This is a genomic window from Citrobacter amalonaticus (assembly GCF_037053465.1).
Taxonomy (GTDB): Bacteria; Pseudomonadota; Gammaproteobacteria; order Enterobacterales; family Enterobacteriaceae; genus Citrobacter_A; species Citrobacter_A amalonaticus_H.
Genome location: NZ_JBALIF010000005.1, coordinates 223842 through 244213 on the forward strand (window position 1 = coordinate 223842; position 20372 = coordinate 244213).

At 51.3% G+C, this 20372-nt stretch carries 17 protein-coding genes; 7 read left to right on the forward strand and 10 right to left on the reverse strand.

Annotated features, from left to right (window positions below; translation table 11 throughout):
• Nucleotides 1-44 precede the first annotated feature (44 nt).
• The 3 genes from WB371_RS10720 to xylR all read left to right on the forward strand — a co-directional run bounded on the left by WB371_RS10720 (nt 45) and on the right by xylR (nt 4005).
• The gene (locus tag WB371_RS10720; RefSeq protein ID WP_336220044.1) at nt 45-1586 is read left to right on the forward strand and encodes a xylose ABC transporter ATP-binding protein; all 1542 of its coding nucleotides are present in this window, start codon (nt 45-47) and stop codon (nt 1584-1586) included.
• Nucleotides 1564-2745 carry a xylose ABC transporter permease XylH gene (gene xylH, locus WB371_RS10725; protein WP_336220045.1) on the forward strand — a complete coding sequence of 394 codons (1182 nt, stop codon included), beginning with the start codon at nt 1564-1566 and terminating at the stop codon, nt 2743-2745. The genes WB371_RS10720 and xylH overlap by 23 nt, the downstream gene beginning before the upstream one ends.
• Nucleotides 2746-2826: 81 nt before the next feature.
• Nucleotides 2827-4005: a D-xylose utilization transcriptional activator XylR gene (gene xylR / locus WB371_RS10730; RefSeq protein WP_336220046.1), complete on the forward strand. Its 1179-nt coding sequence runs from the start codon at nt 2827-2829 to the stop codon at nt 4003-4005.
• A gap of 48 nt (nt 4006-4053) precedes the next feature.
• Here the strand turns inward: xylR and WB371_RS10735 are convergent, their stop codons facing one another.
• Nucleotides 4054-4878 carry a protein bax gene (locus tag WB371_RS10735; RefSeq protein WP_336220047.1) on the reverse strand — a complete coding sequence of 275 codons (825 nt, stop codon included), beginning with the start codon at nt 4876-4878 and terminating at the stop codon, nt 4054-4056.
• A gap of 313 nt (nt 4879-5191) precedes the next feature.
• Between WB371_RS10735 and malS the strand changes: the two genes are divergently transcribed.
• Nucleotides 5192-7222 carry an alpha-amylase gene (gene malS / locus WB371_RS10740; protein ID WP_336220048.1) on the forward strand — a complete coding sequence of 677 codons (2031 nt, stop codon included), beginning with the start codon at nt 5192-5194 and terminating at the stop codon, nt 7220-7222.
• A 173-nt stretch (nt 7223-7395) separates the two neighbouring features.
• Nucleotides 7396-8649, forward strand: coding sequence for a valine--pyruvate transaminase (avtA, locus tag WB371_RS10745; protein WP_336220049.1), 1254 nt, complete (start codon nt 7396-7398; stop codon nt 8647-8649).
• A gap of 33 nt (nt 8650-8682) precedes the next feature.
• Here avtA and WB371_RS10750 read toward each other — a convergent pair whose 3' ends face one another.
• The 3 genes from WB371_RS10750 to WB371_RS10760 form a co-directional block, all read right to left on the reverse strand.
• Nucleotides 8683-9156, reverse strand: coding sequence for a 4Fe-4S binding protein (locus tag WB371_RS10750; RefSeq protein ID WP_336220050.1), 474 nt, complete (start codon nt 9154-9156; stop codon nt 8683-8685).
• Nucleotides 9157-9382: 226 nt separating this feature from the next.
• Entirely contained in the window at nt 9383-9790 is a 408-nt protein-coding gene (locus tag WB371_RS10755; RefSeq protein WP_336220051.1) for a winged helix-turn-helix domain-containing protein, read from the reverse strand.
• Between the two features lie 481 nt (nt 9791-10271).
• Nucleotides 10272-11012, reverse strand: coding sequence for a MipA/OmpV family protein (locus WB371_RS10760; protein WP_336220052.1), 741 nt, complete (start codon nt 11010-11012; stop codon nt 10272-10274).
• 125 nt (nt 11013-11137) lie between these two features.
• Here WB371_RS10760 and WB371_RS10765 point away from each other — a divergent pair, with 125 nt between their 5' ends.
• Nucleotides 11138-12118: a LysR family transcriptional regulator gene (locus WB371_RS10765; RefSeq protein ID WP_336220053.1), complete on the forward strand. Its 981-nt coding sequence runs from the start codon at nt 11138-11140 to the stop codon at nt 12116-12118.
• Here WB371_RS10765 and WB371_RS10770 read toward each other — a convergent pair.
• Complete coding sequence (locus tag WB371_RS10770) at nt 12115-13251, reverse strand: HlyD family secretion protein (protein ID WP_336220054.1); 1137 nt, start codon at nt 13249-13251, stop codon at nt 12115-12117. The two genes, WB371_RS10765 and WB371_RS10770, sit on opposite strands and share 4 nt — an antisense overlap.
• A 2-nt stretch (nt 13252-13253) precedes the next feature.
• Nucleotides 13254-13580, reverse strand: coding sequence for a DUF3302 domain-containing protein (locus WB371_RS10775; protein ID WP_336220055.1), 327 nt, complete (start codon nt 13578-13580; stop codon nt 13254-13256).
• Nucleotides 13581-13768: 188 nt separating this feature from the next.
• Between WB371_RS10775 and WB371_RS10780 the strand changes: the two genes are divergently transcribed.
• Nucleotides 13769-14086, forward strand: coding sequence for a hypothetical protein (locus tag WB371_RS10780; protein ID WP_336220056.1), 318 nt, complete (start codon nt 13769-13771; stop codon nt 14084-14086).
• Nucleotides 14087-14131: 45 nt separating this feature from the next.
• On the opposite strand, the gene aldB is transcribed toward WB371_RS10780, so the two are convergent.
• The 4 genes from aldB to selA all read right to left on the reverse strand — a co-directional run bounded on the left by aldB (nt 14132) and on the right by selA (nt 20326).
• Nucleotides 14132-15664, reverse strand: coding sequence for an aldehyde dehydrogenase AldB (gene aldB / locus WB371_RS10785; RefSeq protein WP_336220057.1), 1533 nt, complete (start codon nt 15662-15664; stop codon nt 14132-14134).
• A 92-nt stretch (nt 15665-15756) separates the two neighbouring features.
• Nucleotides 15757-16908 (reverse strand): L-threonine dehydrogenase, encoded by a 1152-nt coding sequence (yiaY, locus tag WB371_RS10790; RefSeq protein ID WP_336220058.1) that lies wholly within the window; start codon nt 16906-16908, stop codon nt 15757-15759.
• Nucleotides 16909-17090: 182 nt separating this feature from the next.
• The gene (gene selB, locus WB371_RS10795) at nt 17091-18938 is read right to left on the reverse strand and encodes a selenocysteine-specific translation elongation factor (RefSeq protein ID WP_336220059.1); all 1848 of its coding nucleotides are present in this window, start codon (nt 18936-18938) and stop codon (nt 17091-17093) included.
• Complete coding sequence (selA, locus tag WB371_RS10800; RefSeq protein ID WP_336220060.1) at nt 18935-20326, reverse strand: L-seryl-tRNA(Sec) selenium transferase; 1392 nt, start codon at nt 20324-20326, stop codon at nt 18935-18937. The genes selB and selA overlap by 4 nt, the downstream gene beginning before the upstream one ends.
• Nucleotides 20327-20372: the final 46 nt, after the last annotated feature.

Here is a 20372-nt window from a genome sequence, read left to right on the forward strand (position 1 = left end):
TTCCGGGTTCGCCGGGTTCTCTCATTGGCTTATGTGGAGTCGCTATGTCCTGTCTACTTGAAATGAAGAACATCACTAAAACCTTCGGCGCAGTGAAGGCCATTGATAACGTCAGCCTCAGCCTTAATTCCGGTGAAGTCGTTTCATTATGTGGCGAAAATGGCTCAGGTAAGTCGACGCTGATGAAAGTACTGTGCGGCATTTATCCTCACGGTACCTATGACGGTGAAATTGTCTTTGCGGGAGAAACGCTACAGGCCAGCCATATTCGAGATACTGAACGCAAAGGCATTGCCATTATTCATCAGGAACTGGCGCTGGTTAAACATTTAACCGTCCTGGAAAATATCTTTCTTGGTAGCGAAATAAGTCGTCATGGCGTTCTTGATTACGAACAGATGACCTTGCGCTGCCAAAAGTTACTTAGACAGGTCAGCCTGTCGATTTCACCCGATACCCGCGTGGGCGAATTGGGTCTTGGTCAGCAACAGTTAGTGGAAATCGCTAAGGCCCTCAATAAGCAGGTGCGGTTGCTGATTCTTGATGAGCCGACGGCTTCGCTCACTGAGCAAGAAACAACTGTGCTGTTAGACATTATCCGCGACCTGCAACAGCATGATATTGCCTGCATTTACATTTCGCACAAGCTGAATGAAGTGAAAGCCATTTCCGATACCATCTGCGTGATCCGCGATGGCAAGCATATTGGCACCCGTGGAGCCTCAGGCATGAGCGAAGACGACATCATCACGATGATGGTCGGCCGCGAACTCACTGCGCTCTATCCCAGCGAGCCTCATACTACGGGCGAGGACATTTTACGCGTTGAACATCTGACGGCCTGGCACCCTGTTAATCGCCATATCAAGCGCGTGAATGATGTCTCCTTTTCGCTAAAACGCGGCGAAATCCTGGGGGTTGCGGGTTTGGTGGGCGCAGGACGGACCGAGCTTGTTCAGTGTCTGTTTGGCGTGTGGCCCGGTCGCTGGGAAGGGCACGTCGAAATTGCCGGGCAACCCGTTAACATCCGCAATTGCCAGCAGGCTATCGCTCACGGCATTGCCATGGTGCCGGAAGATCGTAAACGCGATGGTATCGTGCCGGTCATGGCCGTCGGGAAGAACATCACCCTTGCCGCGCTTGATCAATTTACTGGCAAAATAAGCCAACTGGACGACGCCGCTGAATATAAGTGCATCCTGGAATCCCTCCAGCGCCTGAAGGTTAAAACGTCCTCTCCTGAGCTGGCGATCGGCCGTCTGAGCGGCGGAAATCAACAAAAAGCGATTCTGGCGCGCTGCCTGTTACTCAACCCGCAAATCCTCATCCTGGATGAACCTACCCGGGGTATCGATATCGGCGCGAAATATGAAATCTACAAACTCATAAACCAGCTTGTTCAGCAGGGTATTGCCGTCATCGTCATCTCGTCAGAGTTGCCTGAAGTCCTTGGACTCAGCGACCGCATTCTGGTGATGCATGAAGGAAAACTGAAAGCAAACCTGGTCAATCATAACCTGACACAAGAGCAGGTGATGGAAGCCGCATTGAGGAGCGAACATCATGTCGAAAAGCAATCCGTCTGAAGTAAAACTAGCCGCCCCTCTGACGGGCGTTTTTCCCAGGATTAAATCGCTGAATTTGCAGGTATTCGTGATGATCGCAGCGATTATCGTGATCATGCTGTTCTTCACCTGGACTACAGACGGTGCGTATCTCAGCGCGCGCAACGTTTCTAACCTGCTCCGCCAGACCGCGATTACGGGGATCCTGGCGGTCGGCATGGTGTTCGTCATTATCTCGGCAGAAATCGACCTTTCCGTCGGCTCCATGATGGGGTTGCTGGGGGGCGTCGCGGCCATTTGTGACGTCTGGCTGGGCTGGCCGCTGCCATTAACCATTGTGGTGACGCTGGCGCTGGGTTTGCTGCTCGGTGCATGGAATGGCTGGTGGGTCGCCTATCGCAAGGTCCCGTCGTTTATTGTGACACTGGCCGGGATGCTGGCTTTTCGCGGTATCCTCATCGGCATCACTAATGGTACAACCGTATCGCCAACCAGTGCCGCGATGTCACAAATTGGTCAAAGCTACTTATCTGATGGCCTGGGTTTCACGATTGGCGCTATCGGGTTAATGGCTTTCATCGGCTGGCAGTGGCGTGGACGGATGCGTCGACAATCGCTGGATCTCGATACCCCAGCGTCCACCGGCGTAGTAGGCCGCCAGGCATTAACCGCCATTATTGTATTAGGGGCAATCTGGTTACTGAATGATTATCGCGGTGTCCCGACACCGGTACTGCTGCTGGTTTTCCTGCTGCTGGCCGGTATGTTTATGGCAACACGAACGGCCTTTGGTCGACGCATTTACGCCATCGGCGGAAATCTGGAAGCCGCCCGTCTTTCAGGCATTAACGTCGCGCGAACCAAACTGGCAGTGTTCGCCATCAACGGTCTGATGGTGGCTATCGCCGGGCTTATCCTTAGTTCTCGTCTTGGTGCCGGGTCGCCTTCCGCCGGGAACATCGCTGAACTGGACGCGATTGCCGCCTGTGTCATAGGTGGAACAAGCCTTGCCGGAGGCGTAGGAAGCGTTGCCGGCGCGGTAATGGGCGCATTTATTATGGCTTCCCTGGATAACGGAATGAGTATGATGGACGTCCCCACTTTCTGGCAGTACATCGTGAAGGGCGCGATTCTGTTGCTGGCAGTCTGGATGGATTCAGCGACAAAACGCCGCGCCTGAGGGGAAAAATGGGGCTATTTTCAATGCCGGTCAATGTCGTCCGGCATTGCTGTTTATGAATGATTGAGCAGAGAAAGAACCATGTTTGATAAACGTCACCGTATTACCCTGCTATTTAACGCCAATAAAGCCTACGACCGTCAGGTGGTGGAAGGGGTCGGTGAATATTTACAAGCCTCGCAATCTGAATGGGACATCTTCATCGAAGAGGACTTCCGCGCCCGCATCGATAACATCAAAGAGTGGCTGGGCGATGGCGTTATTGCCGATTATGACGACGATGAGATAGCACAATTGCTCGTCGATGTCCGTGTACCGATTGTGGGTGTTGGCGGTTCCTACCATCTTGCGGAAAATTATCCCCCTGTTCATTACATTGCCACCGATAACTACGCTCTCGTGGAAAGCGCGTTTCTGCATCTCAAAGAAAAAGGCGTCAATCGCTTTGCTTTTTATGGACTGCCCGCCTCCAGTGGAAAGCGCTGGGCCGCAGAACGTGAGCACGCTTTTCGCCAGTTAGTGGCAGAAGAGAAGTATCGCGGTGTGGTGTATCAAGGGCTGGAAACCGCGCCTGAACTCTGGCAGCACGCGCAAAACAGGCTCGCAGACTGGTTACAAACGCTGCCGCCGCAAACCGGTATTATTGCCGTCACCGATGCCCGCGCCCGTCATGTTCTCCAGGTCTGTGAACACCTTCATATTCCCGTGCCCGAGAAGCTTTGCGTAATCGGGATTGATAACGAAGAACTGACCCGCTATCTGTCACGGGTAGCGTTGTCGTCAGTAGCTCAGGGCGCAAGACAGATGGGTTATCAGGCGGCTAAGTTATTGCACCGACTGCTGGCAAAAGAAGAGATGCCGCTGCAACGTATACTGGTACCACCGGTACGCGTCGTGGAACGCCGTTCAACAGATTACCGCTCGCTCACCGACCCTGCCGTCATTCAGGCGATGCACTATATCCGCAACCATGCCTGCAAAGGCATCAAAGTAGATCAAGTGCTGGACGCTGTCGGGATTTCACGTTCCAACCTTGAAAAGCGATTTAAAGAGGAAGTGGGAGAAACCATTCACGCGGTCATCCACGCCGAAAAGCTGGAGAAAGCCCGCAGCCTGTTGATTTCCACCACCCTGTCGATTAACGAAATCTCGCAGATGTGTGGCTATCCTTCGCTGCAGTATTTCTATTCCGTCTTTAAGAAAGAGTACGACACAACGCCAAAAGAGTATCGCGATCTGAACAGTGAAGTGTTGATGTGATGCTGAAAGGAAAAACAAAAACGCCTTCTGGAAAGAAGGCGTCCGGGATTACATATGCGCCGCGATTAATCGTTGGTTATCCTGGAACATCGCAAACAGATAGTTGTTGTAACTCTGCCCCTTTGTTGAATACCCCTGCAGCTTATGAATCATCGCTGTCGCCGTGACTTCCTGATCCGCCTTGCGCAGTTGCGCACGCGATTTACGGAACGAAGCATAAGCCGGGTGCGTATTCAGGTTGATCACATACGCGTTAACCGACTCTTTGACAGACTCAAACTGAGAGTAGCCTTTCACTTTACCAGGCGCATTATTACAACTTCCTTTCGCACACTTCATGCCGAACAGGTTGTTGTTGGTACGCGCAAGCTTAGAGGTACCCCAACCACTTTCTGCCGCAGCCATTGTCGCCACCATGCTGGTCGGGATAATGTCGACACGCTCAAGCAACGTATTCCACGGAATGCTGCGCGTGTTTCCAGACCAACTCACTTTATACCGCTTCGCGATATCTTTCATACGCGCGCGCTCAGTCGGTGACCAGCGATTCTGGTACTGCTTTGCAATCAACCAGTTGCGATCAGACGTGATCGCAGCATTTTGACTGGTAATAAAAGGCATAACCGTCCGGAGAAACGCTTTTTTCCTTGGTGTTCCGGAAGGGTATTTTCGCAAATCAGGAAGTGAACTGCTCTTTGCACTATTGCGAGAATACTCTTGTTTACTGCTTACCTGTTTATGACTTGTCTTGGTTACGTGGGACTTATGATTCGATGTCGTCGTGTGCGTCTTTGCCAGCACCCCACCTGAAAATGCCATGGTGAGTGACATGAGAATCATTGCCCCATATCGTCGTATGGGAGTCAATATCATTAGGTCTCCTGGTCGGATTGAATCATTCCAACACCTTATCTTTTCAAAATTTTGAGAGCTGAATCCCAAATCATATCAAAAATAGCGTTCAAGAGCACCCTCAGGAATAGGCCAATTCTGAAATTATGTCACGCATAAACTATCCCACAGGGAATTATTTAGAAGAATCTGTGGCGGCTATCGCAATTTTAGGCTGTTTTTTGCTCTCGATCGCTCATCCACACACCTCATCCTGGCCAAAAACCACCAGGGATGATTTTCCTTTCTGGGCTCTCAGGCAAACTGGTTAAAATCGCCGCACAAAGGACCCACAATGAAACTTGCCGCTATCACCCTGGCATTTCTGCCCGGTATCGCGATGGCCTCGACATGGACCTCTCAGGGCTTTCCCTCATTCAGCACCGGGGGAACCGGTCAGTTTACCAGCCATGCGGACTTGACGAAGGGTACTCGCTCTTTAACGCTCAATTTTGACCAACAGTGCTGGCAGCCTGCCGGAACGATAAAACTCAATCAGATGCTGTCGCTGAAACCTTGTGAGGGCGCGCCCCCGCAATGGCGGCTGTTTAAAGACGGCCAGTACACTCTGGAAATAGATACCCGCTCCGGCACACCCACCCTGATGATTACCGTGCAACGCGAGGCTGAAGCGGCGCTAAATGTGACTCGCCAGTGTCCCAGGTGGGATGGCTCACCGCTGACGATCGAGGTCGTACACACCTTCCCTGAAGGCACCGTGGTGCGTGATTTTTACAGTAAGCAAACCGCCACCGTAAAAAACGGACGGGTAACCCTGCAACCTGCCCCCGACAGTAACGGTTTGTTACTGCTGGAACGGGCAGAAACCGATGCCCCCGCGCCGTTCGACTGGCATAACGCCACCGTTTATTTTGTGTTAACCGATCGCTTTATGAATGGCGATACCACAAATGACCTGAGTTATGGTCGCCATAAAGATGGCCAGGAGGAAATCGGTACCTTTCACGGTGGTGATTTACGCGGCCTGACCAGCAAACTGGATTATCTGCAACAACTGGGCGTCAATGCGCTGTGGATTAGCGCGCCGTTCGAACAAATCCACGGTTGGGTCGGCGGCGGCACAAAAGGGGATTTCCCGCACTACGCCTATCATGGTTATTACACCCAGGACTGGACCACACTGGATGCCAACATGGGTAGCGAAGCCGATTTGCACGCGCTCATTGATGGTGCACACCAGCGCGGGATCCGTATCCTTTTTGATGTCGTAATGAACCATACCGGCTACGCGACGCTGGCGGATATGCAGGAATTCAAATTCGGCGCACTCTATCTTTCCGGCGACGAGCAGGAAAAAACGCTCGGCAAACGCTGGACGGACTGGAAGCCCTCGGCGGGCCAAAGCTGGCATAGCTTCAATGATTACATCAACTTTGGCGACAAGGCCGCATGGGAAAAATGGTGGGGCAAAGCGTGGATCCGTACAGACATCGGCGATTACGACAACCCAGGATTTGACGATCTGACCCTGTCGCTGGCCTTCCTGCCAGATGTGAAAACCGAATCAACAACGCCCTCTGGCCTGCCGGTGTTTTATCAACACAAAACCAATACGCGCGCCAAAGCCATTGACGGTTATACGCCGCGAGACTATCTGACCCACTGGTTGAGCCAATGGGTGCGTGATTATGGTGTGGATGGTTTTCGCGTCGATACCGCGAAGCATGTTGAACTTCCGGCCTGGCAGCAGCTAAAAACAGAGGCCAGCGCGGCGCTGCGTGAATGGAAAAAGGTAAACCCAGGAAAAGCGCTTGATGATAAACCGTTCTGGATGACCGGCGAGGCCTGGGGTCACGGCGTAATGCAGAGCGACTACTACCGCCACGGCTTCGACGCAATGATCAACTTTGATTATCAGGAACAGGCGGCAAAAGCGGTTGATTGCCTGGCACACATGGAGCTTACCTGGCAGCAAATGGCAGAGAAATTACAGGATTTCAATGTACTGAGCTACTTGTCTTCGCACGACACTCGTCTGTTTCGTGAAGGTGGCAGCAATGCCGCTGAATTACTGCTGTTAGCGCCAGGCGCGGTACAGATTTTTTATGGTGACGAATCAGCGCGTCCTTTCGGTCCAACCGGTTCCGATCCGCTACAGGGCACACGCTCGGATATGAACTGGCAGGATGTCAGCGGCAACTTTGCCAGTAATATTGCCCACTGGCAGCGCCTCGGCCAGTTCAGAGCTCGTCATCCGGCCATTGGGGCAGGTAAACAAACCACACTCTCACTGGCGCAGGGCTACGGCTTTGTACGCCAACACGGTGATGACTCCGTGATGGTTGTCTGGGCGGGACAACACTGATGGGAATGGTCGCCGGATGTCAGACTGGCATCCGGCGACACAAAACAAAAAACCAGCCTGAATAAAACATCCAGCATAAAACGTTAAAATGGCCATTCCGGCTCGATTTGCACCCTGTCAGTCCTGGCGTTAAGGTAACTTACTTTGATTCCGCGTTTGACAGACCATCCGTTATGACATTTTCACTTTTTGGCGACAAATTCACCCGCCATTCAGGTATTACTCGCCTGATGGAGGACCTCAACGACGGTTTACGTACCCCCGGCGCGATCATGCTGGGCGGTGGTAATCCGGCGCAAATCCCGGCGATGCAAGATTACTTCCATACGCTACTGGCAGAGATGCTGGAAAACGGCAAAGCCACTGATGCGCTTTGTAATTATGACGGTCCGCAGGGCAAAACCGAGTTGCTCACCGCGCTCGCTTCGCTACTTCGTGAGAATCTGGGTTGGGATATCGAACCACAGAATATTGCGCTAACAAATGGCAGCCAGAGCGCATTTTTCTACTTGTTTAATCTTTTTGCCGGCCGCCGCGCTGACGGGACCACCAAAAAAGTATTGTTCCCGCTCGCCCCTGAGTACATCGGCTATGCGGATTCCGGGCTGGAAGAAGACCTGTTTGTTTCAGCGCGACCCAATATTGAGCTGCTGCCTGAAGGCCAGTTTAAGTATCACGTTGATTTTGAGCACCTGCACATAGGTGAAGAAACCGGGATGATCTGTGTGTCCCGCCCCACCAACCCGACGGGTAACGTCATCACGGATGAAGAGCTGATCAAACTCGACAGGCTGGCCAACCAGAATGGTATCCCACTGGTGATTGATAACGCCTACGGCGTGCCGTTCCCGGGGATTATTTTTAGTGAAGCACGTCCCCTGTGGAACCCCAATATTGTCCTGTGCATGAGCCTTTCCAAACTGGGCCTGCCGGGTTCGCGCTGCGGCATTATCATTGCCAATGAAAAAATCATCACCGCTATCACCAATATGAACGGCATTGTTAGCCTGGCGCCCGGTGGGATTGGACCCGCAATGATGTGCGAGATGATTAAGCGTAACGATCTGTTGCGGTTGTCAGAGACGGTTATTAAACCGTTCTACTCTCAGCGAGTGCAGGAGACAATTGCGATTATTCGTCGCTATTTACCGGAAAATCGCTGCTTAATTCATAAACCGGAAGGTGCAATTTTCCTGTGGCTGTGGTTCCAGGATCTACCGATTACCACCGAGTTGCTCTACCAGCGCCTGAAAGCACGTGGGGTGTTGATGGTTCCGGGGCATTACTTCTTCCCGGGTCTCGATAAACCCTGGCCGCACACGCATCAGTGTATGCGCATGAACTATGTGCCCGATCCGGAGAAAATTGAGGCTGGCGTGAAAATTCTGGCGGAAGAGGTTGAACGCGCCTGGAGCGAGAAGCAGTAACCCAATCCCGGCCATCCAGGGCCGGGACACTCGTTACAATGGTTGAGCGCGTAAACGCCGCTGCTGAACCTGGACCGCATCCGTACACGTCAACGCCCCAGTTGGGCAAGCCTCCACACAGGCAGGACCGGTTTCCCGATGTACGCAGAGATCGCATTTGACCGCTTGCACGCGTGAAGCATGGGAGACGACATTCATTGCGCCGAACGGGCAGGCCAGCATGCAGCTTTTACAGCCGATACACCGTGCCTGTTCGACAAAGATATGCCCACGCTCGCGACGAATTGCCTGCGTTGGGCAGACGTTAGCACAGGGCGCATCTTCACACTGGTGGCAGGAAACGGCGGTGGTCAGGGTGTTCTCTTTAATGACCCGAATGCGTGAGACAAAATGACTCGCTGATACCGCTGCACAGTCCTGATTTTCCTGATGCGAAACGACACATGCGACTTCACAGGTGCGACAACCAATACACTTCGCCGCATCCGCCATGATAAACCGGTTCATTGCTCCCTCCCCCCGCTGTAAAACCACAGAGTGCCAGAGAGAATACTATTGCCGCCTTGATCAAACAGAGGAAACGATGAAATTTTATCAGATGCCTGACCCCTTTCGGAAATTCGCCCAATATTCCCGGCTCAAGTCAAAAAAAACCTGGGCGCAAACGCCCAGGGATAATAATCCGCAGGCGACATCACGCTGCGGAATAAGCTGGCTCCAGATTAAGTGACATCTATATTTGATAATCTGCCTCATCCACCACACGGTAGAGCGGTTGGATATTATCCAGTGCCAGTATGTAACCGCTTCCTTTTACGCTGACGACAGAGTGCTGGGGTAATCCCAACAAATTTAATTTGTTATTAAGATTTTTTACCATCGTAGACAAACGCTGTGTGGAAGCGCTTAATTCATTTTTTTCCCAGACGTTGACGAGTAATTCATCTTTTGAAACATAATGCGCTCTGGCATTCAGTAAAAGATAAACGAACAAACGAAGCATTGTGTGATTAAAAAATATACCACCAAATGAAATCACACTGTCCATTTTATTTACCGGAAGTCTGAATATTCTCGACTCACTAATATCAAAAAATATTTCCCGACCGATCATAAATCCATGTAACTGGTAGTCCATCATTACATACCCACATTTTATCAAACTAACAATAGCTAAACATGTGCAAGTCCTTGTTGATATTGTCTTGCGCAAGTTTAGGAAAAACAGATTTAATATCAATACATACTCGAAGCGTTCATTTTCATTTCGCTTCCAGCAAAGTGTAGACTGAATGTCTGAGGGGTAAATTTAGACGGTGCAATATAAACACTAAAAACAAATTAACAGAGGGTAACGCTGTTTAAGAATAGACAATCAATGTTGCAAGCAAAGTGGGTATATTTATCACAAATTTCAGTTAAATATTCTGCGGGGATAAACAATGCTTAAAAATAGTGGATGGCAATTCACGGTGACAGGCGTATTACAGGACATCAATATTTGAGTGTAGCTCTCTTGTCCGATTTGTAAGAAAAATATGCCAGATGGCGACAGACCTACGGATATGCATAAACGTAGGCCGGGTAATGGCCGCCACCCGGCAATTCTGTTTCACGCGCTTTTAGAAGCGCCAGCTCACGCCTGATATGAACGTGAAGCTATCATCACGGTCAATCATTGGGCTGTCTTTAATCTCGTCTGGCAGGGTGCTATATGCTGCGCTTGCCATCAGGATGATGTTGTCAGTAACAGGGTATTTAGCTGTCAGACTAACATACGGAACCCAACTATCCTGTGCTGAGTAGGTGGATAATCCACTACGACGGGACTCTTTACCCGAGACGCCGTAATAATAGTCATTGAAGTTTTCGTCGTAGTAAAAAACGCCCACGGACGGTATCAGGGAAAGTTGTCCAACCGGTATTTTGCGGAACAATGACAGCTCACCAATCCATCCATTGCTGTTATCCAGGACGTCTGCGGACGCTGAAACTTTCACGCTACCCCAGTTTTCATGATGATACCATGCCGCTCCCGCCATCATCGTGCTATCGCGTTTATCGAGCTTTTTCATGGCATGGTCGTCGTTATCTGAAGGGTCAAACTCCAGCGGCATCCAGGATGCTGTCAGACTAAATTCATTTTGTTCACTCTTGGACAGAATGTATCCCAGCGTGGTCTGTCGAACATAAAATGATTCTCCTTCATAGCTGATAAGGGGAATCGCGTGAGTATTCTCATTATACCCACGATAAGGTGATTCATTATATATCGCGCCTGCACCGACCGATAATTCTGAAGCTGATGCGCTGGCGATAAAAGAAAAAGCCAACAGCGCCGTTATTTTGTGTTTAATTAACATGCCCGACATTCCATTATAAATAAGCTACAAAGTGTCGGTAGCATAATAATGCTTACAAATTCGTCAGTGCAAGGCGCATATTTATATAGTAATATACAAAATCATATATATATTGGATTGCTGCGATGAATAAATTACAACTTAAACACCGGGAATTAAAGATCATCTCGGTCATTGCTGCCAGTGAAAACATCAGCCATGCAGCCACTGTGCTCGGCATCGCACAGGCCAATGTCAGCAAATATCTTGCTGATTTTGAATCAAAAGTGGGTTTGAAAGTGTTTGAACGAACTACACGGCAACTGACCCTTACCCCTTTTGGCTCAGCTCTACTGCCCTACATTAATGACATGCTTGACAGAAACGAGCAGCTCAATCATTTCATTGCTGATTATAAGCATGAAAAACGTGGACGCGTCACCGTGTATGCGCCAACAGGTGTCATCGCTTACTTATCGAAACATGTCATTGCGCAAATCAAAGATATCGGCGACATCACGCTGTCGCTGAAAACGTGTAATCTTGAGCGGAAAGCTTTTTTTGAAGGCGTTGAATTTCCTGATGACTGCGACATATTAATCACCTACGCACATCCGAAAGACGAGTCTTTAGTCGCCAGCTTTATCACCAAATATGCGGTAACCGCCTTCGCCAGCCCCACCTATCTTGAGGCGCATCCTATCAGTCAACCAGCCGATCTCGAGCATCACTCCTGTATTCTGATAGATTCCATGATGATTGATGACGCCAACATCTGGCAGTTTAATGCCGCCGGATGCAAAGAGATTCGGGATTATCGCGTTACGGGGAATTACGTTTGTGACAACACTCAATCAGCGCTGGAACTGGCGCGCAATCATTTGGGCATTGTCTTTGCGCCTGACAAAAGCGTACAAAGCGATCTGCTGGCCGGTACGCTGGCTCCCTGCTTTCCGGAACAATACGAATGGTGGCTGGATCTGGTTGCAATCTTTCGCAAACGGGAATACCAGCCATGGCGAGTACAATATGTGCTGGATGAAATGTTACGTGAAATTCGCCACCAGCTTGCTCAGTCCAAACTCCTGCAGCCTGAGCAAGTCCCGGCAGACGAAGGGAAATGTTAATGATCAAGGTACAGATAATGTACCCAACTTGTCATACGTAACAGCACTTTGCGCATCACCGAAACATGGGTGAAATGGTCTGAATAAACCGCAACCTGTGCATAAATCCCATCCGGTAAGGCGCTCAAATCAACGTGTTCATTTAACTCGATTGTGGCGATAACCCCTTCCGAACCCGGTGCCGTGGTTAACGATTGCAGCGTTCCGCTCGACTGATACGTTCCCCCTGGCACCGCAGGACTTATTGCCGCCAGCTTACCGCTAAAAACCTTACCCGGCAGGGCATTGAACACCACTTCAGCTTCATCACCAGGTTCCAGGCGAAGCAGCGAATTCTGGCGGAATTGCGCAATAATTTGCCGCTTTTGAGCGGGAATAAAAACCATCACCGGACGCAACGGCAGTGATGCGGCGTAAGTTCCAGGGCGAATCAGTACCTGCGTGATATAACCATCGCTCGGCGCACGTACAACCGTTTGTTCAAGATTATATTCCGCCTCGGTCAGTTGCGCTTTCAGGCTGGCGATTTGCGAATGCTCGCCCTGCACCAGACTGTCCAGTTGGCTTTGAATCTGCTGTTGCTGCGCTGCGGATGATTTCACTGAGGCTTCCTGCGCCAGATAGTTCTGTCGCGCCACGTCAATATCGCGCTCAGAAAACGGATTCACTTTCGCCAGGCTACCCTGCGCATAACGCTGATACTCTTTCGCAAATTTATCCCGCGTGGCTTTTGCCTGCTGAGTATTGGCAGCCATTTCGTTGAGCTCTGCGCCAAGCGCATCCTGTTTGTGTTGCGCCGTCACGAGATCCGCCCGCAGACGATCCACCCTCGCCTGATAGCGCGTTGGATCAAGTCTGAACAATACCTCTCCTTTTTTAATCAGCGTATTTTTCTTATCCGTGACTTCAATGACAACGCCAGTAACTTGTGGAACAACCGGAATAGAGACCACCGCTTTTTGTGCTTTAAATGTGTATGGGTGGTTATAGTTCATTAATAATATTAAGCCACTGACAATAATTATCCCACCCAATGCCGCAGTGGGTATTGTCCATTTATTAACTGGAATCTTGAAGATTTTAAAAATCGCCCATGCGAAAGCGACATAGGTCAGAATAATCAGTAAATCCATAATCAATTCTCTACAGAGGAGGATTTCAACTCAGCTAATTGTTTTTCCAGCCCGACAATGCGTTCCTGGAGTTGAATAACGGAAGTATCCGGATGCTGCATGCCCCACCCTCGCTCTGGACGATAAAGCGTTGCCCAAATCCACAAGAAAGGCCAGATCACATGTAATGTAAACAAACTCACCCAGCCAGCAACGTGGATAGCATCGGCATGCGGATGATTGCGTTTTTTCGCAATTAAGTAGGGAATATCATGCAATATGATGACCCCGTAAAAAATAACCAGGAAAACAAAAATAAGTACCCCAAGTGCAAAATAATCCAGAAACATATTTCCCTCAGAGAAATTTTAAAATAGAAGTAAATGAGTTCGAAAATGATAGTGGATTGACCAGTTAGTGTGCAATTTTGATATTTATATAACGACATATGGTTTTACATATACTGCGTTCATTTTAACAGGTGGCATTTATACAGGCGGTGGTTTATCATGCTGAAATATCACTACAACCGGAAAAAATGATGAACAACGAGGAAGCCACTCCATCAGTGAGTATCAAGCGTATTAAAGCCTCCATTATTTACCGTTTACTGTTAATCGGACTGGGACTTCCCATGATGACATTCAGCTTAGTTTGCGGTGTTCTGGGACTGTTCGGCTATGACATGGTGAAGTGGAACGATCAATCTATTCATGGGGCGCTGGCGATCCCCGCCGCGTTGTTCAGTGGTCTGTTTATCACCGTGCTGTTCACTGTATTTGTCGGCTCCATTGCTTGCCTTGGGCTATGGGTCTACAGCCGTTTCCGTCCGTTGCAGGTTAAGGTGCTGGATTAAGCAGCATGCCCGACAGGAGACCCCATCGGGCATTGACATAATGCGTCAGAACAATCCCAGCGGTTTGTCTGAATAACTCACCAGCAGGCACTTCGTTTGCTGATAGTGTTCCAGCATCATTTTGTGTGTTTCACGCCCAATTCCCGACTGCTTATAGCCGCCAAATGCCGCATGGGCGGGATAGGCGTGATAGCAGTTGGTCCATACTCGTCCCGCCTGAATGCCACGCCCCATTTTATAGGCCAGATTACCGTTACGGCTCCAGACACCCGCCCCTAGCCCGTACTGTGTGTCATTAGCCAGTTCCAGCGCCTCATCCACCGTTTTAAATGTGGTCACCGCCAGCACCGGACCAAAGATCTCCTCCTGGAATACGCGCATAGAATTCTGACCAGACAGGATGGTCGGTTCGAGGTAATAGCCGCCCTGCAGTTCACCTTCAAGCCGCTTACGCCGCCCGCCGGTCAGCACATCCGCGCCCTCTTTCTTACCAATATCAATGTAATTCAGGATGGTTTCCATCTGCCCATGAGAAACCTGAGCTCCCATTTGCGTCATGGTGTCGAGCGGATTACCACTGCGAATACTTTCAACGCGGCGAATGGCGCGCTCCATAAAGCGTTCGTAGATAGATTCCTGAACCAGCGCGCGGCTCGGGCAGGTACATACTTCGCCCTGATTAAAAGCAAAGAGCGCAAAGCCTTCCAGCGCTTTATCGAAGAAGGCATCTTCTTCATCCATCACGTCAGCGAAGAAAATGTTGGGTGATTTGCCACCTAATTCCAGCGTTACCGGGATAATATTTTGCGTGGCGTACTGCATGATCTGCTGGCCGACTTCCGTCGAGCCGGTGAAGGCCACTTTAGCAATCCGTTTCGATGTCGCCAGATACTCGCCTATCTCACCACCAGCACCGTTTACCACGTTGACGACACCGGGTGGGAGGAGCTCGCCAATCAATTCCATCAGCAGTAAAACTGACAGCGGTGTCAGGCGGGCAGGCTTAAGCACCACGCAGTTTCCTGCTGCCAGCGCGGGTGCCATCTTCCAGCTTGCCATCAGTAACGGGAAGTTCCATGGAATAATTTGTCCCACCACGCCGAGCGGTTCGTGGAAGTGATACGCTACCGTGTCGCTATCCACCTCACTGATTCCCCCTTCCTGAGCACGAATACAGGAAGCGAAATAACGGAAATGATCGATAGCCAGCGGCACGTCAGCCGCACGGGTTTCGCGGATCGGCTTACCGTTATCCCAGGTTTCCGCCGTCGCCAGAAGCTCAAGGTTTTGTTCCATCCGGTCGGCAATCCTGAGCAGAATCGCCGCACGATCCTGAACGGAGGTGTGCGCCCACTGATCTTTCACTTTGTGGGCCGCATCGAGCGCCAAATCAACGTCCTTTTTACCGGAAGAGGCCACTTCGCATAAGAGTTGCCCGGTAACGGGGGTCAGATTCTGGTAGTACTCGCCATCAGCCGGGGGCACCCAGTCGCCGCCAATAAAATTGTCGTAACGGGTCTTCAGCTTCAAAGGGAAACCATATTCGCCGGGCTGAATACGGGGGGGATTGTTGGTCATGATCGTCTCCTTGCTACAGGGATATAACAAGGGTAGACGTGACTGGCGATTTTCTCGCCAGTCACTCATGGGTTTACGACAACGGTCACGAATTACATCGCCGCGCGATAAATTGCCATAATCTCGCTGTGCGTCGCCTGGATGGGATTGGTCAGCCCACAGGCGTCTTTCAATGCATTGGTCGCAAGAACAGGGATATCGTTTTCTTTGACACCCAGTTCACGCAAACCGGCCGGGATATTGACTCGCTGCGCCAGTGAACGGATAGCATCGATACAGGCTTCAGCGCCTTCAGAGTCCGTCATCCCTGCAACGTTCACGCCCATCGCCTCTGCGCAGTCACGCAGACGCGCTGCAGCAATCTGGCTGTTAAACATTTGAACATGCGGCAGCAGTACGGCGTTACATACGCCATGTGGCAGGTCATAAAACCCGCCCAACTGATGCGCCATCGCATGGACATAACCTAAAGAGGCGTTGTTAAAAGCCATCCCGGCGAGAAACTGCGCATAAGCCATCGCTTCACGTGCATGCACATTACCCCCTTCTTCCACGGCTACGGCCAAATGCTCCGCAATCATGGTGATGGCTTTCAACGCGCAGGCATCAGTGATAGGCGTTGCCGCTACGGATACATAGGCTTCGATTGCATGAGTCAGTGCGTCCATACCCGTCGCCGCCGTCAGCGATTTCGGCATACCAATCATCAGCAATGCGTCATTCACAGAGAGCAACGGTGTGACATGTTTGTCCACAATCGCCATTTTAATGTGACGCTCGACATCGGTAATAATACAAAAACGCGTCATCTCAGATGCAGTACCGGCTGTCGTGTTTATCGCAATCATCGGCAGTTGCGGTTTTGCAGAACGATCCACGCCTTCATAATCACGAATATCTCCGCCATTCGCCGCGACCAGCGCAATCCCTTTCGCGCAATCATGTGGTGATCCTCCCCCCAGTGAAATAACGCTGTCACAGTCATTTTCTTTAAGGATTTTAAGACCATCTGCAACATTTTTCGTCGTCGGATTTGGGTGGGTGCCATCAAAAATGACGCTGAAAATATCATAGGCCTGCAATGCTTTTTGAATATCAGCCGCCATACCTAATTGTGTAAGTACCTTATCCGTCACAATTAACGTTCGGCGAAAACCATATTCTGCCATCGTATTCATTGCATCTTTTAATGAATCAGCACCAATTATATTCACGGAGGGAATATAAAATGTCGTCGCGGTCATTGAGCTATCCTTAATTATTTAACGTGGACGAGCAGGATACGAATGAAAAGCAGAAAAAAATATGATCATCGTTGTTATTTGACGTTCGAAAAAATAAAAAACACATTAGGTCAATGTTCTAATGCGCTTTTCTAATTCAATATATTATTTGTATCATTTCATTTTATCATAAATAATTTGTATTATTCTTTTTCAGGAAATAATAACGCATCTCGTAATAAATGATCATTACCCCGGCGGCGCGTAAAGCCAATCCGGTCAAAATATTCCAGAATCTGGATAGCCAGTTTGCGCCCCACACCCAGACGGTCGCGAAAATCGGCTGCGCAGGTTGATCCTTTCTGCAAATCCTGTTCACGGATCATACTGGCGAAGGCCACAATGCGATCGTTACGGTAGTAACGATCTTTCACGATCGCCGTAATCATCCCCTGCTGCGCCGCCTGACGCAGCACCAGACGCATGGTTTGCTCTTCCGTCGCGGTTTCGCGCGCCAGATCGCGCACCCACCAGGGCTCATCATTAAACAAGGGGCCGACTTTCAGCCAGATGGCCTGCTGTTCGTCAGTAAAACCGGCTTTGTGTTCTGGTAAATGCAACCAGCCATGGTGACTATGAATCTCGCCACTCTCGCGCATCTGTTCAATGAGCAGCAGTACCAGCGCTTCGTCTTCCATCGGCAACGCCATGCGGCGCAGGCGTTCGCGCCCCGGGCCGGGCTCATCACGATGCTGTTCGTGATAAGTTGCCAGCGTATCGAGGATTTTGCGCTGCCAGCGTGCGGCAACTGGCGCGCTCAACAGGCTGTAACCTGCCTGAATAAAGCCGTGCTGCTGTATAAGCAAGCGCATGCCATCGCCATTTAACTGCCGCGCCCACGCAAAGTCGGGCAGGTTTACTGCTCCGCGTTGCAGATGTACAGCCAGCGCGGCACCATCATCTTTCACCGTTGCCAGTGACGCCAGCCACTGCAGATACTCCGGTTTACGCTTTCCGCGGCGCGGTGAATTGAGAGCAACCACCCGCGCCCCTGCAAGCGTCACGCGCGCAGCGATATCACGCAATACCAGCCGATCGTTGTCCGCCAGTAATAGCGGCGTATCGAACACCAGTTCCGCCAGGTTATCTTCCAGTAGCGATACGCGCCCCGTGATGTGGCTGGCAGCATGATGGATGTGTAGCGGTTGCCATTGCGTCAGCGGCGCATGGGTTTCCAGCGCCACAATCACCCGTGTGAACGGCTCTGGCGGCGCATCGGAAAGCAGCCAGTCTCCACGGTTAAGCTGTTCTTTTTCGGCATCCCCCGCAATATTCAGCGCAATGCGCTGCCCGGCGTGGGCATGGTCCGTCGGCTGGTTTTGTGCATGAAGTCCACGTACGCGCATGGACTTGTTCACGCCGGTCAGCCACAGCATATCCCCAACGTTCACTTCACCGCTTAACGCGGTTCCGGTTACCACCAGCCCGGCACCTTTGACGGTAAAGGCGCGGTCGATCGCCAGACGAAAGGTGTGATTTCCCGCATGCTCGCGGGCAGGTAACTGCTGTAAATGCCCACGCAGCGCCTCGATTCCACGGCCTTCGCTGGCGGCAGTAACAAACAAGGTCGCATCGGCAAAGCCAAATTCACCGAGCACCTCCCTGACTTGCTGTTGAACCTCCTGCACTCGCGTTTCATCCACGCGATCGGCTTTGGTCAATGCCACCGTCAACGTCGGATTCCCGGTCAGTTGCAGAATCGCCAGATGTTCACGCGTTTGCGCCATCACACCATCGTCGCAGGCCACCACCAGCAACGCATGATCGATACCGCCTACGCCTGCCAGCATATTGGAGAGAAATTTCTCGTGCCCCGGTACGTCAATAAAACCCAGCACGCGGCCATCTGCCTGCGGCCAGTAGGCATAACCGAGATCGATAGTCATACCCCGCTTTTTTTCTTCCGGCAGGCGGTCGGCATTCACGCCGGTAATCGCCTGCAGCAACGTTGTTTTACCGTGGTCAACGTGTCCGGCGGTCGCAATAATCATTTCAACAACATCTCCATAAACCGGGTCTCATCGTCAAGACAGCGCAAATCCAGCCACAGACGCCCTTCGTAAATCCGGCCGATCACCGGGACCGGCAGCCCGCGCCAGCGGGTTGCCAGCGCCTCAAGACGGCTTCCGCGCCCGTCGTGCGGTGTAAAGGTTAATGCTGCACTGGGCAGCCGATCAACCGGCAATGAACCACTACCTATTTGCGACAGGCAAGGCATCACGTTCAGCGCAAATTCTGCAGCGTAGTGTGCCGCCAGTGCGGCCTGAAGTCGTTCCGCCTGCGCCTGAATGGTCTCTTTGCTACGGGTTAACAGGCGTAGCGTTGGTAGCTTGTCGGCTAACGCTTCCGGATGCAGGTAAAGACGTAACGTCGCTTCGAGTGCCGCAAGGGTCATTTTGTCCGCCCGCAGCGCCCGTTTCAGTGGATGGCTCTGCAACTGTGCAATCAACTCTTTTTTGCCGACGATGATCCCGGCCTGTGGCCCCCCCAACAGTTTGTCGCCTGAAAAACTCACCAGACTGACACCGGCGGCAATCAACTGTTGCGGCATCGGCTCTTTAGGCAAACCGTAATGGCTCAAATCAATCAGTGAACCGCTACCGAGATCCGCCACGACAGGAATATCCAGCGCCTGACCGATTTGCGCCAGTTCCGCTTCGTCAACGGATTTCGTGAATCCCTCGATACTGTAATTACTGGTGTGGACTTTCATCAGCAGACCGGTGTTTTCGTTTACCGCCTGACGATAGTCGTTAGCGTGCGTCCGGTTAGTGGTCCCGACTTCATGCAGTCTGCACCCCGCCTGGCGCATCACATCCGGGATACGGAACGCGCCGCCAATCTCCACCAGTTCACCGCGTGAAACCACCACCTCTTTTCCCGCCGCCGTAGCAGCCAGCATCAGCAGTACCGCCGCCGCGTTATTATTCACAATACAGGCATCTTCCGCCCCGGTGAGACGACACAACAGCGCCGCCACCGCACGATCGCGATGCCCTCTTCCGGCATCGTCCAGATCATATTCCAGCGTCACCGGCGAACGCATTGCCTGCGTGACGGCTGCAATAGCGTCTTCCGCCTGTAACGCACGGCCCAGATTGGTATGCAGTACTGTTCCTGTCAGGTTAATCACCGGACGCAGCGCACTCTGCGACTCTTTTTCCAGTCTGGTACTCACTTCCTGCGCCCAGTTATCGCACCACGCCGGCAGCGCGTGCGTATCCCGTATCGCCTCTCTCGCGTCATCAAGCATCTGACGGAGCAGATCCACAACGCGGGTATGCCCGTGGGTGTCACGCAGTGACAGAAATTCACTTTCACGCAATAAACGATCAATGGCAGGAAGCTGGCTGTAGAGCGAACGCGTTTCGGTAGTCATGAAAAAGCCTGGCTGTTGGTGGCCCTCTCCACCACGGAGAGGGATG